Source organism: Spiroplasma endosymbiont of Zeiraphera isertana (assembly GCF_964030805.1).
Taxonomy (GTDB): Bacteria; Bacillota_I; Bacilli_A; order Mycoplasmatales; family VBWQ01; genus Spiroplasma_E.
On sequence record NZ_OZ034965.1, the window covers coordinates 2,331,372 to 2,348,125 of the forward strand.

Below are 16,754 nucleotides of genomic sequence, written 5' to 3' on the forward strand. Positions count from 1 at the left end.
AGGTGTGTAGAAGGAGGAAAAAAATGGGATTATTTGATAAAAAACCCAAAGAAAACTTAAATAAAAAAAGTAATATTAAGTCTATTAATGACTACCAATGATTAGCTTTAGATGTCGGAACAGAAAACTTTAAAGCAAGGTATGTTAACATTGGACTTACATATGATGCTCCAACTTATCTTGCTGAAGACTATGAAAAAAATATTATTCTTTATGGTGAAGAAGCTAAAGCTTTAATTGATAAAACAAATGAAAATGTTGTTATTAAGCGTCCAGTTCGTGATGGTAATATTGCTGATCCAGATGCTTTACAACGTATCCTTGCTAAAATTTTTCAAGATTTTAGACTTGAAATTAAAGATTCAAAACAAGCTGATAAAAACCGTAATTTAATTGTTTTAATGGCAACACCAAGTGAAATTAATTCAGTACAAAGAGAAGCACTAGAAAATATAGTTCATCGTTTAGGAGCACTTCGTGGATTTGTTCAAGAAGAAGTTAAAATGGCAGCATTAGGTTCAGGCCAAGATATTTTTGGAACTGCAATTATGTGTGTTGATATTGGTGGGGGAAGTACTGATATTGCCGTACTTAGCAACGATTCAATCCTATATTCATATACAACACATTGTGCTGGAGACTATTTAACACAAAAAATTCAAGAATACATAGCTAAAAAGCATGCTTTAAAAATTGGTACTAAAGAAGCAGAAGATGTTAAAAAGAACATCGGTTCACTTATTAAATATCAAGATGAAAAACCATACACTATTTCAGGTGTTTCATTACCTAGATTAGACTCTCAACCAGGAGAAACAATGTCAATTTCTAAAACTATTGAAATTACACCAGAAGAAATTCGTGAAAATGTAATGCAAGTTCAATTTAGAGAACATGTTATTCCATCAATTCGTAGAGTACTAAGAACTTCTGGGGAAAAAGCTGCTGGTAGTGTTAGTGACTTAAAGAAAAAAGGTAAGGGAATCACAATTTGTGGTGGTGGAGCTTACATTAAAAAAATTGATGAATTTATTAAAGAAGAATTGGCTAAGGAATATTTCATCGAAGTTAAAGCTGAAAAAGGTACAAAACCAATTCGTCAAAAATATGAGGGAGATATCTTTGAAGTACGTGTTGCTCAAAATCCTTTAGATAATGTTATTGATGGTTGTGTAAAATATCGTGATACAATTTACAAACAATTAATAGTTGAACAAAATCCTAACCGCGAAATTCTAACAAAAGACGAAGATTTAGGATAAAAAATAAGTTTAAATAAAATGCACTTTTAAAATTTATAGAAGTGCATTTTTTACCTATATAAATAATAAATTACTATATAAAATTAAAAAATTAATAATAACGCTTAAAATATATCATTAACTATTTCAAAAAAAATATCATAAAAATCATATAAAATTATTAATACATCTTAAAAGATTTAAAGATTATAAGAGTATTAAACTAAGATATGAAAAGATTACTAACCATTTTAGGGACACTAATTTTAATTAAGAACAATTTTAACTATTATGGCATGTAGTGAAACCAAACAATAAATACCATCCTTACCAATACAAGTATCAAAACGAAATGAAAATAATGGTAATGATTTAGTTATCGGTTTCAAAAAAAGCAAACAAAAATATGAAATGCCTAGAAGGTACCAATTAATATTTTTTTCTTTCTGTAATTATTAATTTAAATAAGGAATTTGAAATTATTAATAATAATTTTTTTAAAAGGAGGTTTTATGAAAAAATATCGTAAATTTTTTATAATTTTCATAGTTTTATTGGTTACTGGTTTACTTGCTTGAATTATTGTTTGAAGTTGCCAAGTTAATTATAATCGTGATTATTATCTTAGTTTATTACGTTATCATTGATCATCAGAAATGACTAGTTTTATTAAAGAAAATGAACGAAAAATTAAAAAGCCAGCTAGTCAAATGGCAAATAATGAATTTAATAGTTTTTATGATACTGCCAGTAAACCATTACCTTTTCTTGATTTTAATCAATTAGCACATGATTTAACTAATACACGACTAGGAGAACTCAAAACAATGATGTTGATTGAGAAAAATTATATAAAGATGTTGGTTTAAGTCAACTTGCTACTGAAACAGCAAAAAAAGAACAATTACGTTTTTATAATATTATGGCAGGAGTATATGGTAAAAATAACATTTTACGTTTAATGCAAGGTGTTACTCAAGCACCAATATCAAATAAAAACGTCATTGCTTATAATCAATATTCTTATCTAATTAATAGTCAACGTCAAATTTATGGTCCAGATTTTGTTAATATTAAAGAAATTATCGCAAACTATCAAGCGGGTTGATGAGCAACTAATAACATAATTAGTGTTAGTACTCATGAATATGGTCATGCTTTCGATAATTTTTTATCATTAACGGATGCTGATCGTAGTACGTTTAATAACAATTGAAATTGACCTAAAAATAATAAAATCGAAAATTGTTTATTTAATAGACTTGGTGCAAAACCTTTAATTTTAACAATTTAACGATTATTATTAATATTAAAGGTGATAGTTATTGTGTTGAAAAAATATAAAGATGATCAAGAATTTTATAGTTTAGTCGGCATAAAGCCACAAACATTTTATAAAATGCTTGAAATTTTAAAAATTGCTGAGTCTAAACAAAAATATTATGGGGGTAGAAAAAATAAAATTGTAATTGAAGAGCGTTTATTAATGACTTTAGAATATTGCAAAGACTATAGTAGTTATAGAGTTATTGCAAAAAAATATAATATTAGTCATACTAGTTGCATTCGTAATATTTTTTGAATTGAAAATATTTTAATAAAAAGCGGAATTTTTAATTTACCTGGAAAAAAAGATTTAACAAAAAATAAAGGTACTAATAATAATTTGTTAGCTATTGATGCTACTGAAACTCCAATTGAAAGAATTAAAAAAAACTAAAATTACTTTTTTCAGGTAAAAAGAAACATCATTCTCTCAAATCCCAAATAATTATTGATATTTCCAATGGAAAAACCTGAGTTGTAAATATAAATGGGACAGTTTTTTAAAATAATTGTATTAAATCTATTGGTCTTTTATAAGAGAGCGATTTTCTGAGTGTAGAATTAATTTGAAATGCTATAAAATTTAAATCTTTTTGTTTATATGAAGATAGATCTGTAGATTTTGGTAAATATCTTCTTAAAATACCATTATTATTTTCATTTAAACCCCTTTGGCAAGGTTTACCGGGATCTGCAAAATAAATTTTGACATTACAAATTTTTTCGATTAATCTTCATTTACTAAATTCTTTACCACGATCAAAAGTAATGGTTTTAACTGTTCCTTTTTGTAACTTTGAAATAAATTTTATTATACTTTTTGTAATATTTTCTGATTTATGATTTTTAGTTACTAAAGGAATTGTGGTTTTTGATCGTATATCAACCAAAGTAATAATAGAACTTTTATGATCTTTGCCAATGATAGTATCACCTTCTAAATGACCAAATTCTTGTATATTTTTAATATTAGGAACGATTAAATTTCTTTCATGAATAGACTTACAATTATTAATTTTGCCCCCAGTTTCTTTTTGTTTGTGAGATTTATTTTTGCCTTTTCTCAATAAGTTATTTTCATCAAAACCCATTCGATTTGTTTTAAACATGTTATATAAAGTTTTTGTTGAAATACTTTTTATTTTATTTTCCTTTAAAAAGTTAGCAATTATATCAAAAGCATACTTTTTAGTAATTAACAAATGATTAATACTATTAATTTCTGTTAAAGTTAAAATTATTAATTTTCTGCCTGCATTTTGTTTATTTTTTTGAAATTGATTCAATATTTCTAATGGCAATAAGTTTTTATTTAATAATCTACAAACTCTATGTACAGTTGATTTACTATAATCAACAATTTTTGCTATTTTACGAATCGAAAATCCATAATTTTTATATTCTTTTATTGCTATTATTGATTCAATACTCAGATACTTATACATTGCGCTAATTCCTTTCTTTTCTTAATTATAGAACTAACACAATTTAATTTTTATATAAGTGTCCTTTTTAATTTTACAATTAAAGAAACATAAAAATCAAATTGTATATTTTTATAATAGACTTGGTGCAAAACCTTTAATTTTAACAATTTAACGATTATTATTAATATTAAAGGTGATAGTTATTATGTTGAAAAAATATAAAGATGATCAAGAATTTTATAGTTTAGTCGGCATAAAGCCACAAACATTTTATAAAATGTTTGAAATTTTAAAAATTGCTGAGTCTAAACAAAAATATTATGGTGGTAGAAAAAATAAAATTGTAATTGAAGAGCGTTTATTAATGACTTTAGAATATTGAAAAGACTATAGTAGTTATAGAGTTATTGCAAAAAGATATAATATTAGTCATACTAGTTGCATTCGTAATATTTTTTGAATTGAAAATATTTTAATAAAAAGCGGAATTTTTAATTTACCTGGAAAAAAAGATTTAACAAAAAATAAAGGTACTAATAATAATTTGTTAGCTATTGATGCTACTGAAACTCCAATTGAAAGAATTAAAAAAGGAAATTATCCCCACATGTACTAGTGTGGAGGAAAAAATGAATTGAAATGAATTCAATAGCATATTTCAAACTGAAAACGATTGTTTGAAATATATAGCGAATTTGAAAATAATGAAATGCATCAGGTGTGCTTCTTCTAGTTTGAATACTTCTGATTTGAGAAGAATACGATGTTTGAACTGTAACCAAACATTTAGTATTCTTTATGGAACCATTTTTTATAAGTCACAGACCCAAATGACATCTTGGTTTTATCTCATCTTTAGATGAATAAACACAAAGCATGGCATACCAGCAACCGATGTTGCAAGGGAATTGGGTGTGACCTATAAAACAGCTTGAAGAATGTGTCATGAAATCAGGACTAGAATTGGAAATCAAGATGCAGGTTTCATTGTTGATGGCACAGCACAGATGGATGAAATGTATATTTCACATTTAGGTTTTAAAAAACAAGGAAGATCCTTGTTGAATAAAACTTTGATTGTTAGAGTTTATGAGAAAACCAACAACAAACTAATTGTGAAGGTGCTGAAAAATGCAGATGAAAAAAACCTTTTAAGATTTGCGTTGAAACACATTTTTACTGAGTGCTGTCTATTTACGGATTCTTGGAAGGGATATGTAAGTTTCAAAAACTTCTATCCCAAACATGAAATCGTAAATCATGAAGTTGGGTATGTGTCACCAACAGGTGTAAACACAAACCAGATTTAATCAGCATGAAAGCACATACGACGAACTTTCCGAACACACATAAGAGTTTCAAAGCACAATATTCATTTATATGCAAAAGAATCAGCATATAAATTCAATAACATACCTAGTTTTGAAACTGTAATTTTGTGTTTGATTTAAATACATGCGGGGATAATTTCCTAGGTAGGCTTTTATCTCCATTTATGTGATAAAATTTAAAAATAGTACATAAAGGGATAAAAGCCTTAAAAAAAACTAAAATTACTTTTTTCAGGTAAAAATAAACATCATTCTCTCAAATCCCAAATAATTATTGATATTTCCAATGGAAAAATTATTTCAACTGCTTTTTGTTTTGTAAGCATTCATGATTTTAAATTGCTTCTAAAATCTAAAACTTTTATTCATCCAGAAAAACAAGTTTTTGTTGATTCAGGTTATCAAGGTATACAAAATATTCATAAAAATACATTTTTGCCATTTAAAAAAAAGTAAATACAATCAATTAACACCAATTCAAAAAGAATACAATAAAACTTTAAGTCAAATTAGAATTAAAATTGAACACGTATTTGCTAAACTAAAACGTTTTAAAATTTTAAGTTTAAAATATCGCAATAAAATACGAAGATTTGCATTAAGATTTAATTTAATAGCAGGAATATATAATTTTGAATTACCTTAGTTTTGCGCCAAGTCTATTATTAAATAAAAACTTATTGCCATTAGAAATATTGAATCAATTTCAAAAAAATAAACAAAATGCAGGCAGAAAATTAATAATTTTAACTTTAACAGAAATTAATAGTATTAATAATTTGTTAATTACTAAAAAGTATGCTCTTGATATAATTGCTAACTTTTTAAAGGAAAATAAAATAAAAAATATTTCAACAAAAAAACTTTATATAACATGTTTAAAACAAATCGAATGGGTTTTGATGAAAATAACTTATTGAGAAAAGGCAAAAATAAATCTCACAAACAAAAAGAAACTAGGGGCAAAATTAATAATTGTAAGTCTATTCATGAAAGAAATTTAATCATTCCTAATATTAAAAATATACAAGAATTTGGTCATTTAGAAGGTGATACTATCATTGGCAAAGATCATAAAAGTTCTATTATTACTTTGGCTGATATATGATCAAAAACCACAATTCCTTTAGTAACTAAAAATTATAAATCAGAAAATATTACGAAAAGTATAATAAAATTTATTTCAAAGTTACAAAAAGGAACGGTTCAAACCATTACTTTTGATCGTGGTAAAGAATTTAGTAAATGAAGATTAATCGAAAAAAATTTTTTAATTTTCACAAAAAATCTTGATATTACTTTTAATTTAAAATTAAAAGTAATATTTTTATATCAGGGGTGATTTTTTGTGACTAATAATGAATTAATTGATGTTTTAAAAAACAAAAAAGATGAAGAATTTATAACAATTATTAGACATTTTAAAAATAGAATTAAACAAATTGAAAAAAAAGAAAAATTAGATGCAATTGATAAAAAATTTAAAGAAAAAGGAATTCAATGTCCAAATTGTAAATCTTATTGATGTGTAAAAAATGGTTTTAAGAATAATAAGCAAAAATATTTATGCAAAGATTCTAAAAGTAGCTTTGATGCTTTAAGAAATCATTTTTTACATTGAAGTCATTTATCTCATGAACAATGAGATTGAATAATTTGATTGTCATTGTTAGGTCAATCTGCTTATACTATTTCTCAATTTGCTAAAATTTCAAAAACATCAGCATGATTTAATCGTCAAAAATTTATGAAATCATCACAATTAGCAAAAACACAAAAACCATTCACAAAATTAAAAGGTAGAATTGAAATTGATGAAACTTTTATCAAAGAAATTCATAAAGGAAATTTCAAAAATCCAGATGATCCAAGAAAAAAATGAATTGAAGAAAATGCTAAAGATTTAAACTGTTGTATTGAAATGGCAATGGATGAAAATAAAAATATTTATGCTCAAACAACAAATACTAAAAGATTAACAAAAAAATGAGTACAAGAAAATTTAACATCTAAGCTTATCGAAGAAAAATCAATTATAGTTTGTGATATGCAAATACTATATGATACAGTAGCTAAACAAACAAAATGTACTCTCAAGAAATTTAAATCAAAAGAAAATAAAGAATTAAATTATAAAAATTTAAGTAACATCAGTAAAATACAATCAAGTTTAAAAGAATTTATTACTCATTATCGTGGCATTGGATTTACCAATATTCAAAATTACCTCAATTTATGAAAATTTAAATACCAACATTATAAAATATCACCTTATGCAAAATCTGAAGCATTATATTTCGGTTTGTAAAAAAAATAAATCCCAAAATTAAATAAAATCAAATTTTAGGCCAGGTTGATGATTTTTTTTATTTCATCAAGGGTTTTTTTGAAAATTAAAAAAATTTGTAATGTCAAAATTTATTTTGCAGATCCTGGTAAACCTTGCCAAAGGGGTTTAAATGAAAATAATAACGGTATTTTAAGAAGATATTTACCAAAATCTACAGATCTATCTTCATATAAACAAAAAGATTTAAATTTTATAGAATTTCAAATTAATTCTACACCCAGAAAATCGCTCTCTTATAAAAGACCAATAGATTTAATACAATTATTTTAAAAAACTGTCCCATTTATATTTACAACTCAGGAAATCATAAATATTATTTTTTTTTATTTTTTTTAAAAGTGTAATACAGATTATAATTATAAAAAAGTTATCAACATTAATCCACAATTTATCCACAATAATTATATTAATTAAAAAGGTTTTTAAAATGAATGACACCGATAATAAACGATAAAACTTTCAAAATATTTGAAATAAAGTTAGAAATTTTCTTCAATATGATGAAATGATTGATCCAAGTATTTTTAATAACTATATTAAAAACACTTATATTTATGATATTTTTGAAAATAAATGTTTAATTATTGTTGATTCACTATTTGCAAAAGAAATTTTAACTAAAAATATAACATTTAAAGTTAAAGAAATTTTGGAAAGAATTATTCAACAAAATCTTCAAATTGAATTTTTAGAACTTAATGAAGCAAAGAAACAAAAAATATATGTAGAAAAAGATTTTGTTGAATTTAATAAATTGCAACAAATTAAAAAACAATTTCAATTTAATAACTTTGTTAAAGGTGAATCAAATAACGATGATTATCAAGCAGCATTTTCAATTACCATAGAACTTGGTAGGTATTGAAATCCCTTATTTATCTATGGTAATTCCGGATTAGGAAAAACACATTTACTTCATGCTGTTGAAAATGAAATACTAACAAAATATAATAATCAAAAAAAAGTACTTTACTTATCTTCTGAAGAATTTGGTCGTATGGTACCAGAAATTATTAAACAAAATGTTAATGATATTGAAAAATTTAAAGATTCATTTAATCAATACGATGTTCTTCTAGTTGATGATATTCAATTTTTAGCTAATCGTAGTAAAACAAATGAAATATTTTTTCATATATTTAATAGTTTTGTTAACAAACAAAAACAAATTGTTATTACATCAGATAAACACCCTGATGATTTATATGGTTTTGAAGAAAGAAATGTTTCAAGATTTCAAAGTGGTTTAAGTGTTGGTATTGATTCACCAGATTTTGAAACTTCATTAATTATTTTAAAAGAAAAAATTAAGTCTTTAAATTATGATCCAAGCATTTTTACTGAAGAATCTTTAAGTTTTATTGCTTTAAATTTTAATAGTGATGTTAGAAAATTAGAAGGAGCGTTAAATAGATTAATTTTTTATAGCATTTTATATATAAAGCCTAATAATTTAATAGTGCTTGAAGACGTTATGAAAGCTTTTAAAACATCAAATACTTCATTAAAAGAAAAACTAACTATTAAAAAAATTAAAACAATTGTATCTGAATATTATAATATTCCAATCAAATTATTGATTAGTACTTCTAGAGTTAAAACGATAACAATAGCACGCCATGTAGCAATGTATTTAATAAAAACACTTTTAAATGAATCATATACAAAAATTGGTTCTGAATTTGGAGGTAAAGATCATACAACAGTAATGAATGCTTATAACAAAATTAAAAAAAATATTGAAACTAATTATGAATTTAAAAAAAATATTGAAAGATTATCACGTGAATGTTTAAAACACAATTAATCCACTATTTTAATCATAAATTATTAACATATAAAATCCTGGTTTTTTACTTATTTTATAAGTTAAAATTAGTTATTCACATTAATCCACATTGTAATATTATTAATAATTAAATAAATAATAGTAATTAATATATATAATATATAATTAATTATTAATGTTTAAAAATGGGAGATATTTATGAAAATCGAAATCAAAAGTTCTATATTATTCAAAATAATAAAAAAAATAATAAAAAAAATAATAAAAATAACAATTTCTAATAACAATTATGAAGAATTATCTTGTTTTTTATTAGAAGTTGAAAAAGAAAAAATAATTTTAACCGCATCTAATGGTAATTTATCATTAAAATATGAACTAAATAATAACGAAAAATATTCAAAAATATTAAATATTGGTTCAGTATTAATTAATACTAAAATTATTTATGATATTTTTAGTAAATTAGAAGATGAATGAATTTTATTTGAACTTAAAATTAATAATTTAATCATTAGTAATTTTAAAAATGATAATAATGATTTTATCTTCAAACTAAGTACGTTGACAATTGAAAAATTTCCAAAAATTAACTTTAATAAAAATATTAAAAATAAAGTATCTTTTAATAAAAGTTTGTTACAAAATATAAATGAACAAATTGCTTTTGCAACAAATACAAACAATAATAAACCAGCATTAAGTGGAATTCATTTTAAATTTAATGATCAAAAGTTATTTGTTACAGCAACTGATGGATATTGTTTAGCAAAAAAGTGATTTTCTTTTGAAGAAAAATTAGAATTTAGTAATAAAGAGTTTAATATTCCGGTTCATTTATTAAATGAAATTGATAAAATTACTAGTGATTTAAATTCAAATATAAATTTTTATTTTGAAAATGATTATAATTTAATTATTGAAATTGAAATTTTTTTATTTCAAACACGAATGATTGAAGGTACTTATCCAAATACGGATGATATTATTAAAAATATTATAGAAAAAGAAAAAAATATTATTGAAATTAATAACGTTAGAGAATTTTTAAAAATTATTGAATTATCAATAATTTTAGCAAAAAAAGATACTTCACCTATGATTCAATTTTTAATCAATGTGGAAAAAAATGATTTTAAAATTAATTGTTTATCTAATAATGATAGTATAGGTGAAGTAATTGAACAATTTAAAAAATTTCATATTGTGAAATCTAAAAGTTTAAAAGAAGAAATAAAAGTAGTTTTTAATTCAAAATTAATTATTAATGCTTTAAAATCTTTTAATAAATGTAAAAAAGTAAATTTGAAAATTTCTTGACCAAAAAATTATACAATTATTGATAGTCAAGAAGAAACTGGGTTATTACAACTAGTTTTACCAATTGGAGAAAAATAATATGATATAACTAAAATAGTTATGGCTTTTATCCCTTTATGTACTATTTTTAAATTTTATCACATAAACGGAGATAAAAGCCTACCTAGGAAATTATCCCCACATGTATTTAAATCAAACACAAAATTACAGTTTCAAAACTAGGTATGTTATTGAATTTATATGCTGATTCTTTTGCATATAAATGAATATTGTGCTTTGAAACTCTTATGTGTGTTCGGAAAGTTCGTCGGATGTGCTTTCGTGCTGATTCAATCTGGTTTGTGTTTACACCTGTTGGTGACACATACCCAACTTCATGATTTACGATTTCATGTTTGGGATAGAAGTTTTTGAAACTTACATATCCCTTCCAAGAATCCGTAAATAGACAGCACTCAGTAAAAATGTGTTTCAATGCAAATCTTAAAAGGTTTTTTTTCATCTGCATTTTTCAGCACCTTCACAATTAGTTTGTTGCTGGTTTTCTCATAAACTCCAACAATCAAAGTTTTATTCAACAAGGATCTTCCTTGTTTTTTAAAACCTAAATGTGAAAGATACATTTCATCCATCTGTGCTGTGCCATCAACAATGAAAACTGCATCTTGATTTCCAATTCTAGTCCTGATTTCATGACACATTCTTCAATCTGTTTTATAGGTCACACCCAATTCCCTTGCAACATCGGTTGCTGGTATGCCATGCTTTGTGTTTATTCATCTAAAGATGAGATAAAACCAAGATGTCATTTGGGTCTGTGACTTATAAAAAATGGTTCCATAAAGAATACTAAATGTTTGGTTACAGTTCAAACATCGTATTCTTCTCAAATCAGAAGTATTCAAACTAGAAGAAGCACACCTGATGCATTTCGTTATTTTCAAATTCGCTATATACTTCAAACAATCGTTTTCAGTTTGAAATATGCTATTGAATTCATTTCAATTCATTTTTTCCTCCACACTAGTACATGTGGGGATAATTTCCATAGTTATTTTTAATTAATAAGCTAAGAAAAGGTAAAAAATAATGAAGAAGAAATTACAATTGTTAAGTATGTTTACTATTTTAATTTTTACTATTTTAAATATAATTGCTTTTAAAAATAAGCAAGATAGTATTAGTGAATTTTATGTTTTAGGAGATAGTTTATCAGATACTGGTGCAGGAACATTTGCACAAAATCAATATTTAGAAAATAGTAATAGTAAATTTAAACATTTTCAATTAGATAAACCTTATTATAATAATTGTTGAAGTAATAATAAAGTAGCTTCACAATTAATTGCTGAAAAATTAAATATTAATTTTAAACCTGGGTGATTATTTAACATCAATGGTAAAACAGTAAAACATTTCAAAGTTTGGGTAATAATTATGCTTATGGAGGAGAAGTTGCTGATAGCAGTGATAATAATTTAGATATTATTAAAACTTTTGATTTGTCTCATCAAACACAAATGTTGTTACTACAACATTCTTTACAAAAAAAAGATGTTATTTGAATAGAAATGGGAGCTAATGATATTGGTAATTTAATAGACTTGGTGCAAAACTAAGGTAATTCCAAATTATATATTCCTGCTATTAAATTAAATCTTAATGCAAATCTTCGTATTTTATTACGATATTTTAAAATTAAAATTTTAAAACGTTTTAGTTTAGCAAATACGTGTTCAATTTTAATTCTAATTTTACTTAAAGTTTTATTGTATTCTTTTTGAATTGGTGTTAATTGATTGTATTTACTTTTTTTAAATGGCAAAAATGTATTTTTATGAATATTTTGTATACCTTGATAACCTGAATCAACAAAAACTTGTTTTTCTGGATGAATAAAAGTTTTAGATTTTAGAAGCAATTTAAAATCATGAATGCTTCCAAAACAAAAAGCAGTTGAAATAATTTTTCCATTGGAAATATCAATAATTATTTGGGATTTGAGAGAATGATGTTTCTTTTTACCTGAAAAAAGTAATTTTAGTTTTTTTTAATTCTTTCAATTGGAGTTTCAGTAGCATCAATAGCTAACAAATTATTATTAGTACCTTTATTTTTTGTTAAATCTTTTTTTCCAGGTAAATTAAAAATTCCGCTTTTTATTAAAATATTTTCAATTCAAAAAATATTACGAATGCAACTAGTATGACTAATATTATATCTTTTTGCAATAACTCTACAACTACTATAGTCTTTTCAATATTCTCAAGTCATTAATAAACGCTCTTCAATTACAATTTTATTTTTTCTACCACCATAATATTTTTGTTTAGACTCAGCAATTTTTAAAATTTCAAGCATTTTATAAAATGTTTGTGGCTTTATGCCGACTAAACTATAAAATTCTTGATCATCTTTATATTTTTTCAAAATAATAACTATCACCTTTAATATTAATAATAATCGTTAAATTGTTAAAATTAAAGGTTTTGCACCCAGTCTATTTAATAATCCCATACAATTAGATAAAAGTAGTACTTTATTTACTAAAATTCAAGAAATGGAAATTAAAGAAAATCTTGGATATGAAATTAATTTAAACCCAAAAATAAAATTAGAAACAAAAATTCAAAAACTAGAGAAAGAAATTGAACAACTTAAAAATAAGATTTAGTTATTCAAAAATTCTAAATTAAAAACCCGTAATCATGGATAAATTTATTTGTTAAATATTTTTATATAATAGACTTGGTGCAAAACTAAGGTAATTCAAAATTATATATTCCTGCTATTAAATTAAATCTTAATGCAAATATTCCTATTTTATTGCGATATTTTAAACTTAAAATTTTAAAACGTTTTAGTTTAGCAAATACGTGTTCAATTTTAATTCTAATTTTACTTAAAGTTTTATTAGACTTGGTGCAAAACCTTTAATTTTAACAATTTAACGATTATTATTAATATTAAAGGTGATAGTTATTATGTTGAAAAAATATAAAAATGATCAAGAATTTTATAGTTTAGTCGGCATAAAGCCACAAACATTTTATAAAATGCTTGAAATTTTAAAAATTGCTGAGTCTAAACAAAATATTATGGTGGTAGAAAAAATAAAATTGTAATTGAAGAGCGTTTATTAATGACTTTAGAATATTGAAAAGACTATAGTAGTTGTAGAGTTATTGCAAAAAGATATAATATTAGTCATACTAGTTGCATTCGTAATATTTTTTGAATTGAAAATATTTTAATAAAAAGCGGAATTTTTAATTTACCTGGAAAAAAAGATTTAACAAAAAATAAAGGTACTAATAATAATTTGTTAGCTATTGATGCTACTGAAACTCCAATTGAAAGAATTAAAAAAAACTAAAATTACTTTTTTCAGGTAAAAAGAAACATCATTCTCTCAAATCCCAAATAATTATTGATATTTCCAATGGAAAAATTATTTCAACTGCTTTTTGTTTTGGAAGAATTCATGATTTTAAATTGCTTCTAAAATCTAAAACTTTTATTCATCCAGAAAAACAAGTTTTTGTTTATTAAGGTTATCAAGGTATACAAAATATTCATAAAAATACATTTTTGCCATTTAACAAAAGTCAATACAATCAATTAACACCAATTCAAAAAGAATACAATAAAACTTTAAGTAAAATTAGAATTAAAATTGAACACGTATTTGCTAAACTAAAACGTTTTAAAATTTTAAGTTTAAAATATCGCAATAAAATACGAAGATTTGCATTAAGATTTAATTTAATAGCAGGAATATATAATTTTGAATTACCTTAGTTTTGCACCAAGTCTATTGTGTTAGTTCTATAATTAAGAAAAGAAAGGAATTAGCGCAATGTATAAGTATCTGAGTATTGAATCAATAATAGCAATAAAAGAATATAAAAATTATGGATTTTAGATTCGTAAAATAGCAAAAATTGTTGATTATAGTAAATCAACTGTACATAGAGTTTGTAGATTATTAAATAAAAACTTATTGCCATTAGAAATATTGAATCAATTTCAAAAAAATAAACAAAATGCAGGCAGAAAATTAATAATTTTAACTTTAACAGAAATTAATAGTATTAATCATTTGTTAATTACTAAAAAGTATGCTCTTGATATAATTGCTAACTTTTTAAAGGAAAATAAAATAAAAAGCATTTCAACAAAAACTTTATATAAAATGTTTAAAAAAAATCGAATGGGTTTTGATGAAAATAACTTATTGAGAAAAGGCAAAAATAAATCTCACAAACAAAAAGAAACTAGGGTCAAAATTAATAATTGTAAGTCTATTCATGAAAGAAATTTAATCATTCCTAATATTAAAAATATACAAGAATTTGGTCATTTAGAAGGTAATACTATCATTGGCAAAGATCATAAAAGTTCTATTATTACTTTGGCTGATATATGATCAAAAACCACAATTCCTTTAGTAACTCAAAATCATAAATCAGAAAATATTACGAAAAGTATAATAAAATTTATTTCAAAGTTACAAAAAGGAACAGTTAAAACCATTACTTTTGATCGTGGTAAAGAATTTAGTAAATGAAGATTAATCGAAAAAATTTGTAATGTCAAAATTTATTTTGAAGATCCTGGTAAACCTTGCCAAAGGGGTTTAAATGAAAATAATAATGGTATTTTAAGAAGATATTTACCAAAATCTACAGATCTATCTTCATATAAACAAAAAGATTTAAATTTTATAGCATTTCAAATTAATTCTACACCCAGAAAATCGCTCTCTTATAAAAGACCAATAGATTTAATACAATTATTTTAAAAAACTGTCCCATTTATATTTACAACTCAGGAAACAAAAAAGATGAAGGATTTATAAAAATTATTAGACATTTTAAAAATAGAATTAAACAAATTGAGAAAAAAGAAAAATTAGATGCAATTGATAAAAAATTTAAAGAAAAAGGAATTCAATGTCCAAATTGTAAATCTTATTGATGTGTAAAAAATGGTTTTAAGAATAATAAGCAAAAATATTTATGCAAAGATTGTAAAAGTAGCTTTGATGCTTTAAGAAATCATTTTTTACATTGAAGTCATTTATCTCATGAACAATGAGATTGAATAATTTGATTGTCATTGTTAGGTCAATCTGCTTATACTATTTCTCAATTTGCTAAAATTTCAAAAACATCAGCATGATTTAATCGTCAAAAATTTATGAAATCATCACAATTAGCAAAAACACAAAAACCATTCACAAAATTAAAAGGTAGAATTGAAATTGATGAAACTTTTATCAAAGAAATTAATAAAGGAAATTTCAAAAATCCAGATGATCTAAGAAAAAATGAATTGAAGAAAATGCTAAAGATTTAAACTGTTGTATTGAAATGGCAATTGATGAAAATAAAAATATTTATTCTCAAACAACAAATACTAAAAGATTAACAAAAAAATGAGTACGAGAAAATTTAACATCTAAGCTTATCGAAGAAAAATCAATTATAGTTTGTGATATGCAAATACTATATGATACAGTAGCTAAACAAACAAAATGTACTCTCAAGAAATTTAAATCAAAAGAAAATAAAGAATTAAATTATAAAAATTTAAGTAATATCAGTAAAATACAATCAAGTTTAAAAGAATTTATTACTCATTATCATGGCATTGGATTTACCAATGTTCAAAATTACCTCAATTTATGAAAATTTAAATACCAACATTATAAAATATCACCTTATGCAAAATCTGAAGCATTATATTTCAGTTTGTAAAAAAAATAAATCCCAAAATTAAATAAAATCAAATTTTAGGCCAGGTTGATGATTTTTTTTATTTCATCAAGAGTTTTTTTTAAAATTAAAAAAAATTTGTAATGTCAAAATTTATTTTGCAGATCCTAGTAAACCTTGCCAAAGGGGTTTAAATGAAAATAATAATGGTATTTTAAGAAGATATCGGACTTCTCCCCACATGTACTTG

21 protein-coding genes and 6 pseudogenes are annotated in these 16,754 nt (G+C 23.5%); 22 read left to right on the forward strand and 5 right to left on the reverse strand.

What is annotated here, in order from left to right; all coding sequences use genetic code 4:
• Nucleotides 1-23: 23 nt before the first annotated feature.
• The 4 genes from AAHM78_RS16255 (at nt 24) to AAHM78_RS16270 (ending at nt 2,961) form a co-directional block, all read left to right on the forward strand.
• A complete protein-coding gene (locus AAHM78_RS16255; RefSeq protein WP_342253897.1) occupies nt 24-1,262 on the forward strand; it encodes a rod shape-determining protein in 1,239 nt (412 codons plus the stop codon).
• A gap of 491 nt (nt 1,263-1,753) precedes the next feature.
• Nucleotides 1,754-2,110: a hypothetical protein gene (locus AAHM78_RS16260; RefSeq protein ID WP_342253898.1), complete on the forward strand. Its 357-nt coding sequence runs from the start codon at nt 1,754-1,756 to the stop codon at nt 2,108-2,110.
• Nucleotides 2,111-2,163: 53 nt separating this feature from the next.
• Complete coding sequence (locus AAHM78_RS16265; protein WP_342253899.1) at nt 2,164-2,535, forward strand: hypothetical protein; 372 nt, start codon at nt 2,164-2,166, stop codon at nt 2,533-2,535.
• Between the two features lie 33 nt (nt 2,536-2,568).
• Nucleotides 2,569-2,961, forward strand: coding sequence for a transposase family protein (locus tag AAHM78_RS16270; RefSeq protein ID WP_342253900.1), 393 nt, complete (start codon nt 2,569-2,571; stop codon nt 2,959-2,961).
• Between the two features lie 106 nt (nt 2,962-3,067).
• Here AAHM78_RS16270 and AAHM78_RS16275 read toward each other — a convergent pair whose 3' ends face one another.
• The gene (locus AAHM78_RS16275; RefSeq protein ID WP_342253901.1) at nt 3,068-4,012 is read right to left on the reverse strand and encodes an IS30 family transposase; all 945 of its coding nucleotides are present in this window, start codon (nt 4,010-4,012) and stop codon (nt 3,068-3,070) included.
• A gap of 187 nt (nt 4,013-4,199) precedes the next feature.
• Between AAHM78_RS16275 and AAHM78_RS16280 the strand changes: the two genes are divergently transcribed.
• The 9 genes and pseudogenes from AAHM78_RS16280 to AAHM78_RS16320 all read left to right on the forward strand — a co-directional run bounded on the left by AAHM78_RS16280 (nt 4,200) and on the right by AAHM78_RS16320 (nt 10,862).
• Nucleotides 4,200-4,610: a transposase family protein gene (locus AAHM78_RS16280; RefSeq protein ID WP_342253902.1), complete on the forward strand. Its 411-nt coding sequence runs from the start codon at nt 4,200-4,202 to the stop codon at nt 4,608-4,610.
• A 118-nt stretch (nt 4,611-4,728) separates the two neighbouring features.
• Nucleotides 4,729-5,304: an IS1595 family transposase gene (locus tag AAHM78_RS16285; protein WP_342253903.1), complete on the forward strand. Its 576-nt coding sequence runs from the start codon at nt 4,729-4,731 to the stop codon at nt 5,302-5,304.
• A 300-nt stretch (nt 5,305-5,604) separates the two neighbouring features.
• Nucleotides 5,605-5,781, forward strand: coding sequence for a hypothetical protein (locus tag AAHM78_RS16290; protein ID WP_342255024.1), 177 nt, complete (start codon nt 5,605-5,607; stop codon nt 5,779-5,781).
• Complete coding sequence (locus tag AAHM78_RS16295; protein ID WP_342253904.1) at nt 5,711-5,971, forward strand: transposase family protein; 261 nt, start codon at nt 5,711-5,713, stop codon at nt 5,969-5,971. Before AAHM78_RS16290 ends, AAHM78_RS16295 begins: the two co-directional genes overlap by 71 nt.
• 16 nt (nt 5,972-5,987) lie before the next feature.
• Nucleotides 5,988-6,592 (forward strand): annotated as a pseudogene (locus AAHM78_RS17360) (IS30 family transposase); the annotation flags it as partial.
• Nucleotides 6,593-7,717: 1,125 nt separating this feature from the next.
• A pseudogene (locus AAHM78_RS16310) lies at nt 7,718-7,945 on the forward strand (IS30 family transposase); the annotation flags it as partial.
• Nucleotides 7,946-8,180: 235 nt separating this feature from the next.
• Entirely contained in the window at nt 8,181-9,482 is a 1,302-nt protein-coding gene (gene dnaA, locus AAHM78_RS16315; protein ID WP_342253907.1) for a chromosomal replication initiator protein DnaA, read from the forward strand.
• Between the two features lie 180 nt (nt 9,483-9,662).
• A pseudogene (locus AAHM78_RS17365) lies at nt 9,663-10,043 on the forward strand (hypothetical protein); the annotation flags it as partial.
• A gap of 57 nt (nt 10,044-10,100) precedes the next feature.
• Nucleotides 10,101-10,862, forward strand: a complete 762-nt coding sequence (locus AAHM78_RS16320; protein ID WP_342253908.1) for a DNA polymerase III subunit beta — start codon at nt 10,101-10,103, stop codon at nt 10,860-10,862.
• Nucleotides 10,863-10,971: 109 nt separating this feature from the next.
• Here the strand turns inward: AAHM78_RS16320 and AAHM78_RS16325 are convergent, their stop codons facing one another.
• Nucleotides 10,972-11,292 (reverse strand): transposase, encoded by a 321-nt coding sequence (locus AAHM78_RS16325; RefSeq protein WP_342253909.1) that lies wholly within the window; start codon nt 11,290-11,292, stop codon nt 10,972-10,974.
• A gap of 581 nt (nt 11,293-11,873) precedes the next feature.
• On the opposite strand from AAHM78_RS16325, the gene AAHM78_RS16330 reads away from it, so the two are divergent.
• On the forward strand, nt 11,874-12,266 hold the full coding sequence (locus AAHM78_RS16330; protein WP_342253910.1) for a hypothetical protein: 393 nt from the start codon (nt 11,874-11,876) through the stop codon (nt 12,264-12,266).
• Between the two features lie 133 nt (nt 12,267-12,399).
• Here the strand turns inward: AAHM78_RS16330 and AAHM78_RS16335 are convergent, their stop codons facing one another.
• The 3 genes from AAHM78_RS16335 to AAHM78_RS16345 form a co-directional block, all read right to left on the reverse strand.
• Entirely contained in the window at nt 12,400-12,774 is a 375-nt protein-coding gene (locus AAHM78_RS16335; RefSeq protein WP_342255230.1) for a transposase family protein, read from the reverse strand.
• Between the two features lie 50 nt (nt 12,775-12,824).
• Nucleotides 12,825-13,214 (reverse strand): transposase family protein, encoded by a 390-nt coding sequence (locus AAHM78_RS16340; protein WP_342253911.1) that lies wholly within the window; start codon nt 13,212-13,214, stop codon nt 12,825-12,827.
• A gap of 329 nt (nt 13,215-13,543) precedes the next feature.
• Complete coding sequence (locus AAHM78_RS16345) at nt 13,544-13,690, reverse strand: transposase (RefSeq protein WP_425289812.1); 147 nt, start codon at nt 13,688-13,690, stop codon at nt 13,544-13,546.
• 78 nt (nt 13,691-13,768) lie between these two features.
• Between AAHM78_RS16345 and AAHM78_RS16350 the strand changes: the two genes are divergently transcribed.
• The 8 genes and pseudogenes from AAHM78_RS16350 to AAHM78_RS17375 all read left to right on the forward strand — a co-directional run.
• Nucleotides 13,769-13,909 (forward strand): hypothetical protein, encoded by a 141-nt coding sequence (locus tag AAHM78_RS16350; RefSeq protein WP_342252902.1) that lies wholly within the window; start codon nt 13,769-13,771, stop codon nt 13,907-13,909.
• A 17-nt stretch (nt 13,910-13,926) separates the two neighbouring features.
• Nucleotides 13,927-14,160, forward strand: a complete 234-nt coding sequence (locus AAHM78_RS16355) for a transposase family protein (protein WP_342253912.1) — start codon at nt 13,927-13,929, stop codon at nt 14,158-14,160.
• Nucleotides 14,161-14,375: 215 nt separating this feature from the next.
• Complete coding sequence (locus AAHM78_RS16360) at nt 14,376-14,585, forward strand: transposase family protein (RefSeq protein ID WP_342252834.1); 210 nt, start codon at nt 14,376-14,378, stop codon at nt 14,583-14,585.
• A 58-nt stretch (nt 14,586-14,643) separates the two neighbouring features.
• A pseudogene (locus AAHM78_RS16365) lies at nt 14,644-15,588 on the forward strand (IS30 family transposase).
• 146 nt (nt 15,589-15,734) lie between these two features.
• A pseudogene (locus tag AAHM78_RS17370) lies at nt 15,735-15,821 on the forward strand (transposase-like zinc-binding domain-containing protein); the annotation flags it as partial.
• Between the two features lie 84 nt (nt 15,822-15,905).
• The gene (locus tag AAHM78_RS16370; RefSeq protein ID WP_342253913.1) at nt 15,906-16,145 is read left to right on the forward strand and encodes a hypothetical protein; all 240 of its coding nucleotides are present in this window, start codon (nt 15,906-15,908) and stop codon (nt 16,143-16,145) included.
• Nucleotides 16,146-16,159: 14 nt separating this feature from the next.
• The gene (locus AAHM78_RS16375) at nt 16,160-16,546 is read left to right on the forward strand and encodes a hypothetical protein (RefSeq protein ID WP_342253914.1); all 387 of its coding nucleotides are present in this window, start codon (nt 16,160-16,162) and stop codon (nt 16,544-16,546) included.
• A gap of 85 nt (nt 16,547-16,631) precedes the next feature.
• Nucleotides 16,632-16,730 (forward strand): annotated as a pseudogene (locus tag AAHM78_RS17375) (IS30 family transposase); the annotation flags it as partial.
• Between the last annotated feature and the right edge of the window lie 24 nt (nt 16,731-16,754).